Genomic DNA, 15,717 nt, shown 5'->3' with positions numbered 1-15,717 from the left:
CGCGCGCCCTAGGGACCGAGCTCCGAGGTGGTCTCGACGTTGCATACGTCGAGCGCCGACACCTTGTAGAAGAAGACCTGGTTGAGCGCCGGGACGGTGGCGTCCGTGTACTGGGAGTCGGTGACGAGATCGCCGTTGAAGTCGTTGTTCAGCTTCGTGAGCGTCGCGAGCTTCACGAGCGTTCCCGGGCTCGCGTACAGGGCCGCCGCGGTCGTCCGGTACATCCCGTACTGGGTGGCGCCGATGGCCGCCGTCCAATCCAGCACCGTCGGCGACACGAAGGTCAGCGTGTTTCCGACCGGCGAGGGGGGGAACGTGTCGGTGGCCACGCTGCTCGCGAGCGACACGCGCTTCGCGAAGTTCCACTCCTTGTTCGTCCCGGTCGACGCGCTGTCGCGCGCGCGCACCGCGTAGACGTACTTGGGATCCTGCCCCGTCGAGGGGATGTTGGTGTCGACCCAGGTCGTCTCGAGGGTCGTCCCCTTGAAATCGGTCGCGCTCGGGACGTAGCCGAAGTTCGCGCATGGGTTCGACGTGCTTCCCGACGGAATGCAATCCTCGCGGTAGATCTCGTACACGACCGGGTTCGAGGCGGTGTCGACGGCGTCATTCCAGTCGAGGACGACGGAGCGCTGGCAGTCCACGCCGGTGACCGCGGACTGCACGCCGACGGTCAGCGACCATACGGGAGGCTCGTTGTCCAGGAACCGGTACGCGCTCGCCAGCTCGCTGAACGTCGTGTCGGGGTCGGTCACCCTCGCGTTGACCAGCGCCTGCACGTGCGCCGCGGGCTGGGCGATGAGCCGATTGGCGGTCAGGTAGATCGTGCGCGTCGCGTTCACCCCGTCGAAGCTCGCCACCGCCCCCGGGTCGAATCCCGCGCCGCGAAGGAGGACCCACTCGCTTCCACCGAAGTCTCCCGACGACGGATCGAGGCGCGAGAGGGTGACCACGGCCGGCGAGTTCGTGCCGGCGGGGGCGTAGTGAAAGCCCATGTCGGCGAGCCCGCCATCGAGGACGAGGTCGTTCCGCGTCGTGACCGGATCGACGGCGAGGGTGACGGCGCTCGCGCTCCCCGCGTTGACCGCCGGGCTGTCGGGGCCGGAGTTGGGGTCGCCCTGCCGGAGGTAGAAGTTCCCCAGGGGTCCCGACGCGAAGGCCGGGTTGACGGAGATGTTCCCGGCGCCGGGCATGAGCGTCCCCGAGTCGGAGTAGACCGCCCGCGCGTCCACCTGGCCGAAGGTGTCCCCTCCGTTGTTCGCCCACAGAACGAGGTCGCTGATGACGAAGTTCGCGGGCATGACCACGGAGCTCTGGGCGGCGAAGCCGGCTCCCTGCGCCGGCCCGGCGACGTTGTTCGCGATCGTGGACTGCCTCACGTATCCGTCGAAGGTCCCGGCTCCCTGGAAGGAGAGTCCCCCCCCGAGCCCGGGGGCGCTGTTGTTGAAGATGAGGTTGTTGTTGAGCGAGATCTGGTAGTAGTCGCTGTACCCCTGGAGCGTCACGTCGAACCCGGCGCCGCTCCTCCCCCGGTTGAACCCGATCATGTTGTTCGCGGCGACGAGCTTTCCGGCGTTGTAGTTGACGTAGCTTCCGGTCGTGAGGGCGAAGCCGCCCCCCCGGCTGTTGAAGGACCGGTTGCCGACGATGACGTTGCCGTCGAGGCTCACCCTCACCGGCGGCTGGGGATTGTAATTCGAGTAGAAGACGATGCCGCCCCCCTGCTTGTTGTAGGCGCGGTTGCCGATGATGACGTTGTTGCTGAAGGTGGGGACGGCGCCGTACGAGGTCGACGCGGTCGAGTAGATCGCGCCCCCCATCGTCGTCGAGGCGTTCCCGACGAAGACGCTGTTGTTCACGACCGGGCTGTCGGCGGTGACGACGAAGCCGCCGCCCCCGAACCCGTCGCGAAGCCCGCGGATGATCGTGCACCCGTCGATGACCGAGACGGTGGCCAGGCCGCCGGTGCGGATGACGAAGGCCGCCCGGTTTCCGTCGATGACGGAGATGTTCGCCTCGGGATCTCGCGTCGCGAACCCGGGCGCCCATCCGCACGAGAGAATCGAGTCGTTCTGAATGGTGAGATTGTTCTCGACGTACGTGCCGGCGGCGACCCGGACCTCGGTCGGCGTCGTCGAGGTGGCCGCGGTCAGGCCCTTGCCGATCGTCCTGAACGGCGTCGTGGGCGTCGTTCCGGCATTCGTGTCAAGGCCCGTGGTCGCCACGAAGAAGACGGGGCCGGAGTACTGGAACGGGTAGAAGGTGTCGCTCCCGTTCACCGAGTCGGTGACGGTCACGGTGCTGACCTTCGCTGCGGCCACGGTGGGCACGACGGCCGTGAGAGTCCTCGAGTCGATGAACGTGACCGTCGGGGACACGACGGCGTCGAATTTGACGGTGGTCGAGGCCCTGAAACCGACGCCGCGAATCGTCACGGTCCTGCCGGCGATGCTGAACGGCGTGAAGGCCGGAGAGAGAGAAAACACCTCGAGGGTCGCGGCCCCCGCCCCGGCGATCCCGGCGCCCAGCGCCAGCGCCAGCGCGAGCAGACCTCTCGCGACCCGACCGCGAATCCCCGTCGACATGATGACTCCCCCGTCAGAGATCAGAGACACGAAACCCCCAGGTGCGGCCGGCATGGCCACCGCATGCGCATCCAAAAGGTATATCCATCGACCCGTAAGTCAATCGCTTTGAACGGATTACAACTTCTGCCCGGAACTCCCTTGTTTATACGTGGATCTCCCGGGAGCGTCAAGGGGAAAATGCCCCTTTCGGAACCTCCTGGCGGGACGTCCGCGGGGGGCTCGGTGAGCCCCGGAGCTCGGAACGCCGGGGCTCACTCCACTTCAGGCGATGGCGGAGATCAGGTCCCTTCCGACCATGACCTCAGGTACTTCTCCTGCTCGGCGGAGAGGATGTCGACCTTGAAGCCCAGCGTCTCGAGCTTCAAGCGGGCGATCTCCCGGTCGATCTCCTCCGGGACGTCGTAGACCCTGTTCTCCATGCGGGCGGCGTGCCGGACCATGTGCTCGGTGCCGAGAGCCTGGTTCGCGAACGACATGTCCATCACGGCCGCCGGGTGCCCCTCCGCCGCGGCGAGGTTGATGAGGCGCCCCTCGCCCAGCAGGAAGATCCGCCGTCCGTCCTTCATCGTGTATTCGTCGACGAACTCGCGGACGCGGCGCTTCCCCTTCGCCATCTTCTCGAGCTCGGGGATGTCGATCTCGACGTTGAAGTGCCCGGAGTTCGAGAGGATCGCCCCGTCCTTCATCGCCGCGTAATGCTCGGCGCGCAGGACGTGCTTGTTGCCGGTGACCGTGATGAAGACGTCGCCGACGCGGCAGGCCTCGGACATCGGCAGGACGCCCAGGCCGTCCATCACCGCCTCGATCGCGCGGATCGGATCGATCTCGGTCACCACGACGTGCGCCCCCAGGCCCCGCGCCCTCGACGCCACCCCCTTGCCGCACCAGCCGTAGCCGGAGACGACGACGGTCCGCCCGGCGAGGAGCACGTTCGTCGCGCGGATGACGCCGTCGATCGTGCTCTGCCCCGTCCCGTACCGGTTGTCGAAGAGGTGCTTGGTCATCGCGTTGTTGACCGCGATGATCGGGTACTTGAGGACCCCCTCCGCGGCCATGCTCTTGAGCCTTATCACGCCGGTCGTCGTCTCCTCGGTTCCGCCGACGACCCCCGCGAGGAGGTCCTTCCGGTCGGTGTGCAGGCGGGAGACGAGGTCGGCCCCGTCGTCCATCGTGAACTGCGGCTTGATCGAGAGGATCTCGTCCATGTGGCGGTAGTACGTGGCGTTGTCCTCGCCCTTGATCGCGTACGTCGCGATGCCATCGTCGAGGGACAGCGAGGCGGTGACGTCGTCCTGCGTGCTCAGCGGGTTGCTGGCGCACAGGGCCACCTCGGCCCCGCCGGCCGCGAGGGTTCTCGCGAGAACGCCGGTCTCGGTGGTCACGTGCAGGCACGCGGCGAGGCGGATTCCCCTGAGGGGTTTTTCCTTCTCGAAGCGGGCCCGCACCGCGGCGAGGACCGGCATCTGCCGGTCGGCCCATTCGATCCGTAGCTTTCCCTTGGGGGCGAGCGAGCGATCGGCGAAGTCTCCCTTGCTCACGCCGAGGCCTCCTTCTTCAGGGCCGACGCGAGGTCCGTCTTCTCCCAGGTGAACTCCGGCTCGGTCCGCCCGAAATGCCCGAAGGCCGCGGTCTTGCGATAGATCGGCCGGAGCAACTGGAGGTGCTTGATGATGTCCCGCGGGCGCAGGGGGAAGACCTTCCGTACCGCGACCTCGATCTTCTCCTCGGCGACCTTCGCGGTGCCGTACGTGTCGATCATCAGCGAGACCGGATCGGCCACGCCGATGGCGTAAGCGATCTGCACCTCGCAGCGATCCGCGACCCCCGAGGCGACGACGTTCTTCGCGATGTACCGGGCCATGTAGGAGGCCGAGCGATCGACCTTGCTCGGGTCCTTCCCCGAGAAGGCGCCGCCGCCGTGGCTGCCGACGCCCCCGTAGGTGTCGACGATGAGCTTCCGGCCGGTGAGGCCGGTGTCGGCGTGCGGCCCCCCCTTCACGAAGCGGCCCGTCGGGTTGATGTGGAACTTCGTCCCCTTGTCGAACAGGCTCGCCGGGATCACGGGCTTGATGATCTTCGCCAGGATCTCCTCGCGCAGGTGCTCGGTCGTCACGTCGTCCGCGTGCTGGGTCGACACGACCACCGCCTCGACGCGGATGGGCTTGTCCCCCTCGTACTGCACGGTGACCTGGCTCTTCCCGTCCGGGCGCAGCCACTTGAGCTCTCCCGTCCGGCGCGTCGTCGAGAGCTTCTTCGTGAGGGCGTGAGCGAGCATGATGGGAAGGGGCATCAGCGCGTCCGTCTCGTTGCAGGCGAAGCCGAACATCAGCCCCTGATCCCCCGCGCCGCCCGTGTCGACGCCCATCGCGATGTCCGGCGACTGCGGCCGGATCGACGAGAGCACCGAGCACGTCTCGTAGTCGAAGCCGAAGCTCGCGTCGGTGTACCCGACCTCGCGGATCGTCTCGCGCACGATGTCCATGAACTCGACGTAGGTGTTGGTCGTGATCTCGCCGGCGATCAGCGCCAGTCCGGTGGTCAGCAGGCACTCGCACGCCACGCGGCCGTTCGGGTCGTCCTTGAGGACGGCGTCCACGATGGAATCGGAGATCTGATCCGCGATCTTGTCGGGGTGCCCCTCCGTGACGGACTCCGACGTGAACAGACGCTTACCGCTCTTACCCATGAAACCTCCTGGTTGGATCTGGCTGGTGGGGATGGTACAGGGGGGTCAGTATAGAAGCCCCTCCCGAGGGCGGTCAATGCGATTCGGGGCGCGGGAGAGCCAGTCCAGCCGTGCGATCCGGAGGATCGGTTCGAGAGGCCGGGTCCAGTCGTCGAAGAGCAGGGACCGCAGAAGCACGATTGCTGATTCCGGGCGCGGGAGGGTATTCTGTCAACGTATCACCGGTGAGTCCCCGCGTTTCCCGCACGACGGGGTACTTGCCCGACGAGCATGCCGAATGGCGCCTGGACACGTCTCCCCATCGCAACACGCGCGGAACCAGAGAGCCCGCCTGACCCTCCTCGTCGTTCTTCTCGAGCTCGGCGTGCTTTTCGTGCCGGCGCGCGCCGAGGTGACGCTCCAGGGAACCGTCGGATTCGTGGACCTCGACAACTCGACCTTCGAGACGTCCGATGACAGCCTCCTGCTGGGGATCGGGGTCGACGCCGGGGCTCCCTCCTCGCCCGTGCGCATCGAAGGGTCATTCCGTAACCTGGGAAATTCCACCGGCGATCTCCTGAGGCGGGTCGTCGTCGGAACGTCGTCGCGCCCGGATTCCACGATTGACGAGCTCGCCGTCGGTGCCGTCTACACGTTCTGGAAGCACGCCGGGACAAAGGCATTCGCCGGGGCCGGCGCGGCACTCCTGCGCGCGAGAGAGACGCACCTTTGGTTCTCCAGGAGCGTCACCGATCGCTCGCCGGGCCGCTACGTCCATGCCGGCTTACTTCGCGACTTTCGGAGCGGGTGGAGTTTCGGAGCCGACATCCGCAAGGTCTTCGGAACGGACATCCAGTTCCGCCGCGGGGTCGCGAGAGGCGGCGCCGGCGACATCGACCAGACTCAGGTGACATTCCTCACGGCCTGGAGGATCCCATGAGAAAGAACCGGGCGCGCCTCGTGGCCGGGAGGGCGGCGATTCTCCTCTTGGCCGCCGGGCTCATCACGTCACCGGCTGCCGCAGCGGATCCCGGCGACTCCCCTGTCGAGAGATTCCATCTCACCTTCTCCGGATGGAGGGCGTCTCCCGAAGGGCGGCGCGCCCTCGACTCGCCCTCCGGAAGAGGAACTCTCGCCGAGGACATCGGGGACGAGATCGACATTCAAGGTCCGGATACCGGCAGGGACTCCGTCTTCATCGCCCGTGGCGCGCGGCACGGCGTCGTCGTCGAGTACGCCAACTTCGATGTCGAGAGCTCAGGGCGGCTGCTTGGCCAGGTGGTGACCAACCAGGTGGCGCAATCCTTCACGCGCGTTCAGTACTCCGGCGCGGTCGTGCACCGCCGGCATCTGGATGTCATCGCCCTCGTGGGCGTGCTCGACTATTCCGTCGGCGTGGGCGCTGGCTCGCAGGGGCAACTCATTCCGGCGGGAGGCCTGGCGGCGGAGGTCCGGCTTTCCGAAGATCGGCTCCAGATCCGAGCCGAGGCTCTCAGGGGTGGGTACCACACCCCCAACAGGAACCTGGTCAGCCATTTCAACATCTGGAGCGCGTTCGCAGACTACTACCCGTTCCGGCGAGCCCGGTTCCTGGGATTCCGCGGCGGCTTTCTCGCGACAAACGTGAGCTCGACGCAAGTCGAGTCCAATAACGAGTACGATTTGCGGCTCCGGGGAGCCGTCTTCGGCATGAGCTTCAGGTTCCGATGACCCGGGAGATCCGCCTCGTCGTCTTCAACCGGATCGGCCTGGCACGCCCGACGGCGAACTTCGTCAACACGCTCAACACGTGCGCCGAGCTCGCGCGCGCCGGCGTGGACGTGACGATCTACGGCGACCTGTGCGGCACGCAGCCGGAGCAAGTTCTCTCCGCGTTCGGTGTCGAGCCGATGCCGAATCTCCAGCTGCTTCACACCACCTGGGGGTTCCACGCCGCCTCGGCCCCTCTGGCTGCCCCCGGACTCCTGCGCGCGGAGCCGTCCGCGGCGAACGTGGCCCTCTTCAGCGAGGTCAGGGGGTACGCTCCCGCGCTGATGCGGGCCTCGAGGCGGCGAGGCTTCGCGACGATCTTCGAGGCGCACAACCCGGCGGGAAGGATCGCCTGGGAGGACGCGGCACGATGCCGCCCCGCCCGCCGGTCGGCGGTCAGGCACGCGATGACGCGAGAGGCGCTCGAAAGGGAAATCCTGTCTCTCTGCGACGCCGTCGTCGTTCCAAACCCCCGAACACTGGAGATGATTCGCCCACTGGTCGGGCCTCGGGTGCCTCTGGTGCTCCTGCCGAATGGAACGCGCGTGGTGCGATCCGCCCCCGGGAGCGTGAAGGACATCGACGTTCTCTACGCGGGCTCGCTGAAGCCATGGAAGGGCGTGGAAACGGTCATTCAGGCCGTCGCCCGGCTCGCGCCCTACCAGCTCACCGTGCTCGGAGGCCGCGACGGCTCCGAGCGCGAGGAATTGAGGAATCTGGCCAGGAGCCTCGGCTGCGCGGAGCGGATCACTTTCCACCCCGGGGTCCCCCCGGCGCAGGTGCGGTCCTTTTACGAGCGGGCGAGGGTCGGCCTCGTCCCTCTCGCCTCGCGCTTCATCGAGGCGCGCGAGTACACCTGCCCCGTGAAGCTCATGGAGATGATGGGGGCGGGTCTGGCCATCGTCGCCGCGCGACTGCCGTCCATCGAGGAGTTCGTCCACGACGGCGTCGAGGTCCTCCTGGCCGCAAGCGACGATCCGCGCGATTGGGCCTCGGCGATTCTCCGTCTGCTGGAGCAGCCCGGGATTGCCGATCGGCTCAGCGGCGCCGCTCGCGAAAAGGCCGTCAGGTTCACCTACGAGCGGCGCGCGTCGACGCTCGCCAAGACGATCGCGAGTGTCCCGCGATCCAGCCCGCCGAACCCTGGGCCGTGTCCCCCGCCCCGGGTCAGGAAGCCCGTGACCCCGTGGAGCGCCGGGCGCCCGCAGGCCTCACCGTCCGGCTCTTGAGCTTCACACTGCCAGGGCCGAGGATCTCCTCGATCGAGGTCACCACCTGCCGGCTCGGGTTCGTCGACCACGCGGCGTCCGTCTTGAGCGTCAGCGCGAAGGCTCCCGGCTGCGTCAGCTCGAGGTAGACCGGGCACTCGCCGCGGTTTCCCTCGAGGAGGCCCTTGAGCCGGGCGACCGTCTCCTCGGTGACGCCGCCGACGGGAACCCGGAGGTGCACGCTCCCCGTCCGGCTCGCCCTCGCCTGGGAGAGCGCGATCATCTCGCTCGCGATGACCCGCACGCGGGTCTCGTCCGCCTCCGCCTTTCCGCTCACGAGGATCGGGATCTCCTCCATGAAGATCGCCTGGGAGCGCGCGTAGAGATCCGGGAAGACGATGACCTCGACCGCCCCCTCGATGTCCTCGAGGCTGAAGATCGCCATGGTGTCCCCCTTCCGGGTCTTCTTCCGGCTCAGCCCCGAGACCATTCCGCCGAGCGAGACCTCCGCCCCGGCCGGCGCGGCGTGGAGCGAGCCCGTCGTGTGCGTCGTCACCCCCTCGAGCTCCTCGAGGTAACGGGTGAGCGGGTGCCCCGTGAGGTAGAAGCCGAGCGCCTCGCGCTCCTTCGAGAGGCGGTCGCGCTCGGGCCACTCCTCCACTTCGGACGGGAAGACGTCGCGGAGGACGGGCGACGCCCCCTCCTCGCCGCCGAAGAGGCTGTTCTGCCCGCTCGCCCTCGCCCTCGCCTGGCGCTGCGCGCCGTCCATGGCCGCGTCGATCGCGGAAACGAGCCGGGCGCGGGTAGCGCCGAAGCCGTCGAACGACCCCGCCTTCACGAGCGCCTCGACGACCCCCTTGTTCACGAGGCGCGTGTCCACCTCGCCGGCGAGCTGGGTCAGGGAGACGTAGCGGCCCACGCGGGCGCGCCCGGCCAGGATCGACTCGACCGCCGACTCCCCCACCTTCTTGATCGCGGCGAGGCCGTAGCGGATCCCCTCCCCTTCCACCGCGAAATCGGCCTGGCTCTCGTTGATGTCGGGCGTGAGGACGTGGATCCCCATCTCCCGGCACTCCTGGACGTACTTCGCGACGTTGTCGGTCGTCTCCTTCTCTATCGAGAGGAGCGCCGCCATGAACTGCCGCGGGTGATGGGCCTTGAGGTAGGCGGTGCGGTACGCGATGAGGGCGTAGGCGGCGCTGTGGCTCGCGTTGAAGCCGTACGCGGCGAAGTGCTCCATGAGATCGAAGACCTCCCCGGCCACCCTGTCGGGGACCTTCCTCTTCTTGGCCCCCTCGACGAACTTGGTGCGCTCGGCGGCCATCGCCTCCTTCTTCTTCTTGCCCATCGCGCGCCTCAGGATGTCGGCCTCGCCGAGGGTGTAGCCGGCCATCGCGGAGGCGATCTGCATGACCTGCTCCTGGTAGACGATGACGCCGTACGTGTCCTTCAGGATCGGCTCGAGGATGGCGTGCGGGTAGCTCACGGTGATCTTGCCGTGGCGCCGCTTGATGAAGTCGTCGATCAGGCCGCCCTTGATCGGCCCCGGCCGGTAGAGCGCGTTGAGGGCGATCAGATCCTCGAAGCGCGTCGGCTTCAACCGCGCGAGGATGTCCTTCATCCCCGCCGACTCGAACTGGAAGACGCCGCTCGTCCTTGCTTCCGAAAACAACTTGTACGTCTCTCCGTCGTCGAGCGGGAGGCGCTCGAGATCGGTGCGCGCGCCGCTCTCGAGCTGCAGGCGATCGAGCAGGTCCTCGATGAGCGTGAGCGTCTTGAGCCCGAGGAAGTCCATCTTGAGGAGGCCGATGCGCTCGATCTCGTCCTTGGCGAACTGGGTCGTGATCTCCCCTTCGTTCGCCTGGTAGAGGGGGGCGAACTCCGTGATCGGGGCGGGGGAGATGACGACGCCGGCGGCGTGCGTCGAGGCGTGGCGCGTCAGCCCCTCGAGGCGGCGGCCGACGTCGATCAGGCGCTTGATCTTCGGGTCCTTCTCGTACGCCTCCCGGAGCTGCGGCACCGTGGCGAGCGCCTTGTCGAGCGTCGCGTCGAGCTCGGCCGGCACGAGCTTGGCGATCCGATCCACCTCGCCGTAGGCGATGTCGAGGCCGCGCCCGGCGTCGCGGATGACCGCGCGCGCGGCCATCGTCCCGAACGTGATGATCTGCGCCACGCGATCGCGCCCGTACTTGCGGGTCACGTAGTCGATCACCTGGCCCCGCTTCCTCATGCAGAAGTCGATGTCGATGTCGGGCATCGACACGCGCTCGGGGTTCAAGAACCGCTCGAAGATCAGGTTGTACGGGAGGGGGTCGATGTCGGTGATCCCGAGGCAGTACGCGACGAGGCTCCCGGCCGCGGAGCCTCGCCCGGGGCCGACGGGGACGTTGTTCTCGCGCGCGTAGCGGATGAAGTCCCACACGATCAGGAAGTACGCGGGAAAGTTCATCCGGCAGATCATCCCGATCTCGCTCTCGAGGCGCTTCTCGTACACGTCCATGGGGACGCGGAGCGCTCCGGCCGCCTCCAGCTCGTTCCACCGGACGCGCCGCCGCGCGTACCCCGCGTGGACCACCTCGCGGAAGTACCCCTCGAGGTCGTAGCCGGCCGGGACCTCGAAGCTGGGGAGGTGGTACTGCCCTTTCGCGATCTTCACGTCGCAGCGCTCGGCGATCCGGAGGGTATTGGCGATCGCCTCGGGAAGCTCGCGGAACGCCTCGGCCATCTCGGCGGGCGACTTGAGATAGTGCTCGTACGTGTAGAGCATCCTCGACGCGTCGTTGACGGTCCTGCCGGTCTGGATGCAGATGAGGACGTCGTGGGCGTCGTGATCGTCGCGCGTCAGGAAGTGGCAGTCGTTCGTGGCGACGAGCGGGATCGAGAGCTTCTTCGACATCGCGACGAGGGCCGGCGCGATCTTCCGCTGCTCGGGGAGCCCGTGCTCCTGGATCTCGAGGTAGAAGTTCCCCTTCCCGAAGATCTCCTGGTACGTCCCGGCCGCGCTCTCCGCGTCCTTCAGGCGGTCCGCGAGGAGGAGCTGCGCCACCTCGCCGCCGAGGCAGGCGCTCGTGCCGATGAGCCCCTCCGCGTGCGCCGCCAGGATCTCGCGATCGATGCGCGGCTTGTAGTAGAACCCCTCGGTGTAGGCGATCGACGCGAGCTGGATCAGGTTGGCCCACCCCTTCGCGTTCTCCGCGAGGAGGATGAGGTGGTAGTAGGGCTTCTTCTGCTCCCTCTGCGTCCCCTCGGCCTGGGTCGATTTATCCCTCCGGCCGGCGGGGGCGAGGTACGCCTCGCACCCGAGGATCGGCTTCACGCCGCGCGCGGCCGCCAGGTCGTGGAACTTCACCGCACCGAAGAGGTTTCCGTGGTCGGTCACCGCGACCGCGGGCATGCCGAACTCGACGGCCCTGTCCAGGATGTCCTCGAGCTGGCTGGCGCCGTCGAGGAGCGAGTACTGCGAGTGGTTGTGGAGATGCACGAAAGAGGGCTTGGCCACGCTCACTCCCACTCGATGGTCGACGGCGGCTTGCTGCTGACGTCGTAGACGACGCGGTTGATCCCGCGGATCTCGTTCACGATGCGGCTGCTCGCGCGGGCGAGGAGATCGTACGGGAGGCGCGACCACTCGGCCGTCATGAAATCCGTCGTCTCGACGGCCCTGAGGGCGAGCACGTTCTCGTACGTCCTGAGATCTCCCATCACCCCCACGCTCTTCACGGGAAGGAGGACCGCGAAGGCCTGCGCGATCCCATCGTACAGCCCCGCCCTCCGGATCTCGTCGATGAATATCGCGTCGGCCTCCTTCAGGAGCGCGACGCGCGGCGCGGTGATCTCGCCGAGGATGCGCACGGCGAGGCCGGGCCCGGGGAAGGGATGCCGCCTCACCAGATCCTCGTCGAGGCCCAGCTCGCGGCCGAGCGCGCGGACCTCGTCCTTGAAGAGGTCCCGCAGCGGCTCGACGAGTTTCAGGGACATCTTCTCGGGAAGGCCGCCGACGTTGTGGTGCGTCTTGATCGTGACCGACGGGCCCTTCACCGACCGCGACTCGATGAGGTCGGGGTAGAGCGTCCCCTGCCCCAGGAACTCGAAGGGGGCGCCCCCTCCCGCCGCCGACTTCGCCTCGTCCTCGAAGACCCGCACGAACGTCTCGCCGATGATCCGGCGCTTCGCCTCCGGGTCCGTCACCCCCTCGAGCCCCTCGAGGAAGCGCGCCCCCGCGTCGCGGTGCCGCACGGGGAGCTTGAACCGGTCGCGGAACCGGGCGAGGACACCCTCGGCCTCGTTCTTCCGGAGGAGCCCCGTGTCGATGAAGAGGCTCACCAGCCGATCGCCGATCGCGCGGTGGATGAGAAGGGCGGCCACGGAGGAATCGACGCCGCCGCTCAGCCCGCAGAGGACGCGCCCCCTCTCGCCGATCTGCTCCCTCAGGCGCGAGACCGCCTCCTCGGCGAAGCCGCGCATCGTCCAGTCCCCCTGGCAGCCGCAGATGGAGAACAGGAAATTCCTCAGAATGTCGACGCCGCGCGGCGTGTGCACGACCTCGGGGTGGAAACCGATCGCGAAGATGGACCGTGAGAGATCCTCGAACCCGGCGATCCCGCCGGTGTTTGTGGTCGCGGTGACGGTGAACCCCGCCGGGGCGCGCCGCGTCTCGTCGCCGTGGCTCATCCAGACCTGCTCGCGCGGGGCGAGCCCGGCGAGGAGCTTGCCGGGATTGCCGTTGACGATTTCGGCGTGGCCGTACTCGCGGCGGCCGGCGCCGACCACCTCGCCGCCGAGGGCGTGCGCGAGGAGCTGCATCCCGTAGCAGATCCCGAGGACCGGCGCCTTCAGGTCGAGGACCCCGGGGTCGAGGGCCGGGGCGTCCACGGCGTAGACGCTGTCCGGCCCCCCCGAGAGGATGATCCCCGCCGGGCGCCGGCCGGCGATCTCCTCGAGCTTCGCGCTGAACGGGAGGATCTCGCAGAAGACCTTCTGCTCGCGGACGCGCCGCGCGATGAGCTGCGTGTACTGCGATCCGTAGTCCAGGATGACGACGATTTCGTGCGCCCTTCCGCTCATCCTCTCGCGCTCGTCCTTTCCCGCTGCGAAGGGGCGGTCGTCCCGCCCGCGGGCCTCAGCGTCTCCCACAGGTACGACTCGATCACCCCGGCGCCGTCGTCGGCTCCCCGCTTGATGGACCGGTCGGCCGCGAGGAGGCGCCTGAACGCGGCCGCGATTCTCTCCTCGCTCCACCGCGGCAGTGCCGCGGCGAAGGCGTCCGCATCTTTCCAGAAGACCCTCACCGCCTTCGCGGCCTCGCGCGCCGGCGTCCCCGACTCGACGAGCGCCCTCGCCTGGAGCAGCCGCCTCAGGTGGCCCGCGCACTCGTAGAGAACGCGCAGCTCCCCCCTCTCCTCGGTCTCGAGGTACCGCCGCGCCGCGGAGGCCGCCCCGGCGGCGTCCCCCCGCGTCAGGGCGGAGGTGACCTTGAAGACGTCCCCCGCCTCGCCGCCCCCTGCTAGGAGGCCGACGAGCGCCGCGTCGACGCGCCCCTTCGCCCCCGCCGACCCCGCGGCCTTCCGCAGCTCGGCCACCGCACGGCTCAGATCCCGACCGCACATGGACGCGAGGAGGAGCCCGGCGTCGCGCGTCAGCGTCACCCCGAGGCGCTTCGCCTCCGCCTCGAGGTATGCGGGGACCTTGTCCTCCCACGGGGAGGAGACGTCGATTTTCGTCGCCCCGTCGAAGGCCTTGCGGACCGTCTCCTTCGGATCGAACGCCGCGATCACGAGGCAGGTCGAAGGGGACGGATCGCCCGCGTACTCCGCGAGGCCCTTCAGCTGCTCTTTCGTCAGCGAGTCGGCGGGCGATATCACGACGAGCCGGCGGCCGCCGCCCATGGGGAGGTTCCGCATCTCGTCGGCCAGCGCGGCGGCGTCGAGGCCGCCCGGCGAAAGGTTCCGGTAATTGAAGGCCTCGAAGCCCGGGGCGATGAGGCGCGCCCTGAGGGCCGCGGTCACCCGATCGCGCAGGACCCCTTCCTCTCCCGCAACGAAGTAGATCGCGGCGGGGGGACCTGCGCCAAGCGCCCTCTCCAGCTCCTCGGGGGTGAGCGCGTCGCTCCGCGAGGAGGCGGCCATCGTCAGAATCCCTCGAGGATCGACGTCACGACCGATTCCGCGAAATCGTGCGCGACCTCGTTGATGGCCACGATCTCCGCGTCGATGAACTGCGTCGCGCTCCGCGAGACGCCGTACTGCCGCTTGAACACGAAGTGATCGCTGCGAAAGTAGACCTTCTCGGAGGAGGCGTCCTTCAGCTCGACGTTCGCCGAGACGATGACCTCGTAGACGGTCGCGCGCCCGTCGCGGCCGACGTTGACGGGGTTGACGTCATAGCCGGTGACCTGCCCCTTCAGCACGGCGTCGGCCCCTTCAGCCGTCGACACGGTGCGGTAGCCTCCGCGCGAGATGAAGGTCTGCGTGACCTGCTCGGTGATCCTCTGATCGACCTCCGCCCGCCGCGTCTCGTTCCCGAAGGGGAGGATGCCGATCGTCTTCACCGACGGCGGGAGCAGCTGGTTGTGGCCGGCGAGCCGGTAGCCGCACGCGGGGGCCGCGGCCAGCGCGAGCGCGACGGCGATCCCGCGGGCCGCGGCGCGAAGGCCTCTCACCATCAGGCCCCCTGGTCCGCGCGGACGACCACGTTGAGGAGCTTCCCCGGGACGTAGACCGTCCTGACCACCGAACCCGCCAGATGCGAGGCGAGCTTCGGGTCGGCCTTCGCGGCGCGGACCACCTCGGTCTCCCCCGCCGACGCCGCGACCGAGACGCGCCCGCGGAGCTTCCCGTTCACCTGGACGGCGACCTCGACCTCGGAAGCCCGGCGCAGCTCCGCGTCCGCGGCCGGCCATGCCTCGAGGGCGACGAGGGAGGTCTCCCCGAGGAGCGACCAGCACTCCTCGGCCAGGTGAGGCGCGAAGGGGGCGAGGAGGAGGACGAGCGCCTCGATCGCCTCGCGGAGCGCGGGGAGATCGGCAGGCTGGATCTCCTTCGCGGCGACCGCCCCCTCGGGGGGAGGCGCCGCGAGGTAGATGGCGTTCGTCAGCTCCATCAGCGACGAGATGGCGGTGTTGAGATGCAGCCGGCGATCGATCCCCTCGGTCACGCGGGCGATCGTGTCGTGCGTGCGGCGCCGGAGCTCCACGAAGGGGTCGCTCAAGCCCGTCATCGCCTGCGCCGAGCCGGACGCGAAGGCACGGGACGCGGCGCTCAGGGCGGGGCCGTGGTGCTCGACAAGTCGATGAGCCCTCCGCGCAAACCGGTCGAGGCCGTCCACGCCGGTGTCGCTCCACTCGAGGTCCTTCTCCGGCGGGGCGGCAAAGAGGATGAAGAGGCGCGTCACGTCGGCGCCGTATTTCCCCACCATGTCGTCGGGGTCGACGACGTTCCCCTTCGATTTCGACATCGCCGACCCGCCCTTGAGGACCATCCCCTGCGTCACGAGGCGCGTGACGGGCTCG

Annotated in this window: 11 protein-coding genes; 3 read left to right on the top strand and 8 right to left on the bottom strand. The window is 68.4% G+C overall.

Features of this window, described 5'->3' with window-relative positions; genetic code table 11:
• Nucleotides 1-8: 8 nt before the first annotated feature.
• From HY049_16295 to HY049_16285, 3 genes are all read right to left on the bottom strand, one after another.
• Entirely contained in the window at nucleotides 9-2,585 is a 2,577-nt protein-coding gene (locus HY049_16295) for an IPT/TIG domain-containing protein (GenBank protein ID MBI3450463.1), read from the bottom strand.
• 281 nt (nucleotides 2,586-2,866) lie between these two features.
• Nucleotides 2,867-4,126 carry an adenosylhomocysteinase gene (locus tag HY049_16290; protein MBI3450462.1) on the bottom strand — a complete coding sequence of 420 codons (1,260 nt, stop codon included), beginning with the start codon at nucleotides 4,124-4,126 and terminating at the stop codon, nucleotides 2,867-2,869.
• Complete coding sequence (locus HY049_16285; GenBank protein MBI3450461.1) at nucleotides 4,123-5,274, bottom strand: methionine adenosyltransferase; 1,152 nt, start codon at nucleotides 5,272-5,274, stop codon at nucleotides 4,123-4,125. The genes HY049_16290 and HY049_16285 overlap by 4 nt, the downstream gene beginning before the upstream one ends.
• 277 nt (nucleotides 5,275-5,551) lie before the next feature.
• On the opposite strand from HY049_16285, the gene HY049_16280 reads away from it, so the two are divergent.
• From HY049_16280 to HY049_16270, 3 genes are read left to right on the top strand one after another with little or no spacing between them, the layout of a single operon-like run.
• Nucleotides 5,552-6,193, top strand: coding sequence for a hypothetical protein (locus HY049_16280; GenBank protein ID MBI3450460.1), 642 nt, complete (start codon nucleotides 5,552-5,554; stop codon nucleotides 6,191-6,193).
• Complete coding sequence (locus HY049_16275; GenBank protein MBI3450459.1) at nucleotides 6,190-6,963, top strand: hypothetical protein; 774 nt, start codon at nucleotides 6,190-6,192, stop codon at nucleotides 6,961-6,963. The genes HY049_16280 and HY049_16275 overlap by 4 nt, the downstream gene beginning before the upstream one ends.
• A complete protein-coding gene (locus HY049_16270; protein ID MBI3450458.1) occupies nucleotides 6,960-8,231 on the top strand; it encodes a glycosyltransferase family 4 protein in 1,272 nt (423 codons plus the stop codon). The genes HY049_16275 and HY049_16270 overlap by 4 nt, the downstream gene beginning before the upstream one ends.
• Here HY049_16270 and dnaE read toward each other — a convergent pair.
• From dnaE to HY049_16245, 5 genes are all read right to left on the bottom strand, one after another.
• Nucleotides 8,170-11,709, bottom strand: a complete 3,540-nt coding sequence (gene dnaE, locus HY049_16265; GenBank protein MBI3450457.1) for a DNA polymerase III subunit alpha — start codon at nucleotides 11,707-11,709, stop codon at nucleotides 8,170-8,172. The two genes, HY049_16270 and dnaE, sit on opposite strands and share 62 nt — an antisense overlap.
• Before the next feature lie 2 nt (nucleotides 11,710-11,711).
• Complete coding sequence (guaA, locus tag HY049_16260) at nucleotides 11,712-13,274, bottom strand: glutamine-hydrolyzing GMP synthase (GenBank protein ID MBI3450456.1); 1,563 nt, start codon at nucleotides 13,272-13,274, stop codon at nucleotides 11,712-11,714.
• The gene (gene holA / locus HY049_16255) at nucleotides 13,271-14,335 is read right to left on the bottom strand and encodes a DNA polymerase III subunit delta (protein MBI3450455.1); all 1,065 of its coding nucleotides are present in this window, start codon (nucleotides 14,333-14,335) and stop codon (nucleotides 13,271-13,273) included. The genes guaA and holA overlap by 4 nt, the downstream gene beginning before the upstream one ends.
• Nucleotides 14,336-14,337: 2 nt before the next feature.
• Nucleotides 14,338-14,871 carry an LptE family protein gene (locus HY049_16250; protein ID MBI3450454.1) on the bottom strand — a complete coding sequence of 178 codons (534 nt, stop codon included), beginning with the start codon at nucleotides 14,869-14,871 and terminating at the stop codon, nucleotides 14,338-14,340.
• Nucleotides 14,871-15,717, bottom strand: an 847-nt coding sequence (locus tag HY049_16245; protein MBI3450453.1) for a class I tRNA ligase family protein, incomplete at its 5' end; no start/stop codon positions are given. The genes HY049_16250 and HY049_16245, both read right to left, overlap by 1 nt.

It is taken from the genome of Acidobacteriota bacterium, from assembly GCA_016195325.1.
Lineage (GTDB): Bacteria > Acidobacteriota > Polarisedimenticolia > JACPZX01 > JACPZX01 > JACPZX01.
The sequence above is the reverse complement of the archived record's forward strand: the minus strand, read 5'-3'. Positions and strand labels throughout refer to the sequence as shown.

Bases quoted from the DNA above. Each gene is read 5' to 3' on its own strand.
- HY049_16295 (MBI3450463.1), bottom strand. From the start codon at position 2,585: ATGTCGACGGGGATTCGCGGTCGGGTCGCGAGAGGTCTGCTCGCGCTG.
- HY049_16285 (MBI3450461.1), bottom strand. From the start codon at position 5,274: ATGGGTAAGAGCGGTAAGCGTCTGTTCACGTCGGAGTCCGTCACGGAG.
- HY049_16280 (MBI3450460.1), top strand. From the start codon at position 5,552: ATGGCGCCTGGACACGTCTCCCCATCGCAACACGCGCGGAACCAGAGA.
- HY049_16275 (MBI3450459.1), top strand. From the start codon at position 6,190: ATGAGAAAGAACCGGGCGCGCCTCGTGGCCGGGAGGGCGGCGATTCTC.
- HY049_16270 (MBI3450458.1), top strand. From the start codon at position 6,960: ATGACCCGGGAGATCCGCCTCGTCGTCTTCAACCGGATCGGCCTGGCA.
- guaA (MBI3450456.1), bottom strand. From the start codon at position 13,274: ATGAGCGGAAGGGCGCACGAAATCGTCGTCATCCTGGACTACGGATCG.
- holA (MBI3450455.1), bottom strand. From the start codon at position 14,335: ATGGCCGCCTCCTCGCGGAGCGACGCGCTCACCCCCGAGGAGCTGGAG.
- HY049_16250 (MBI3450454.1), bottom strand. From the start codon at position 14,871: ATGGTGAGAGGCCTTCGCGCCGCGGCCCGCGGGATCGCCGTCGCGCTC.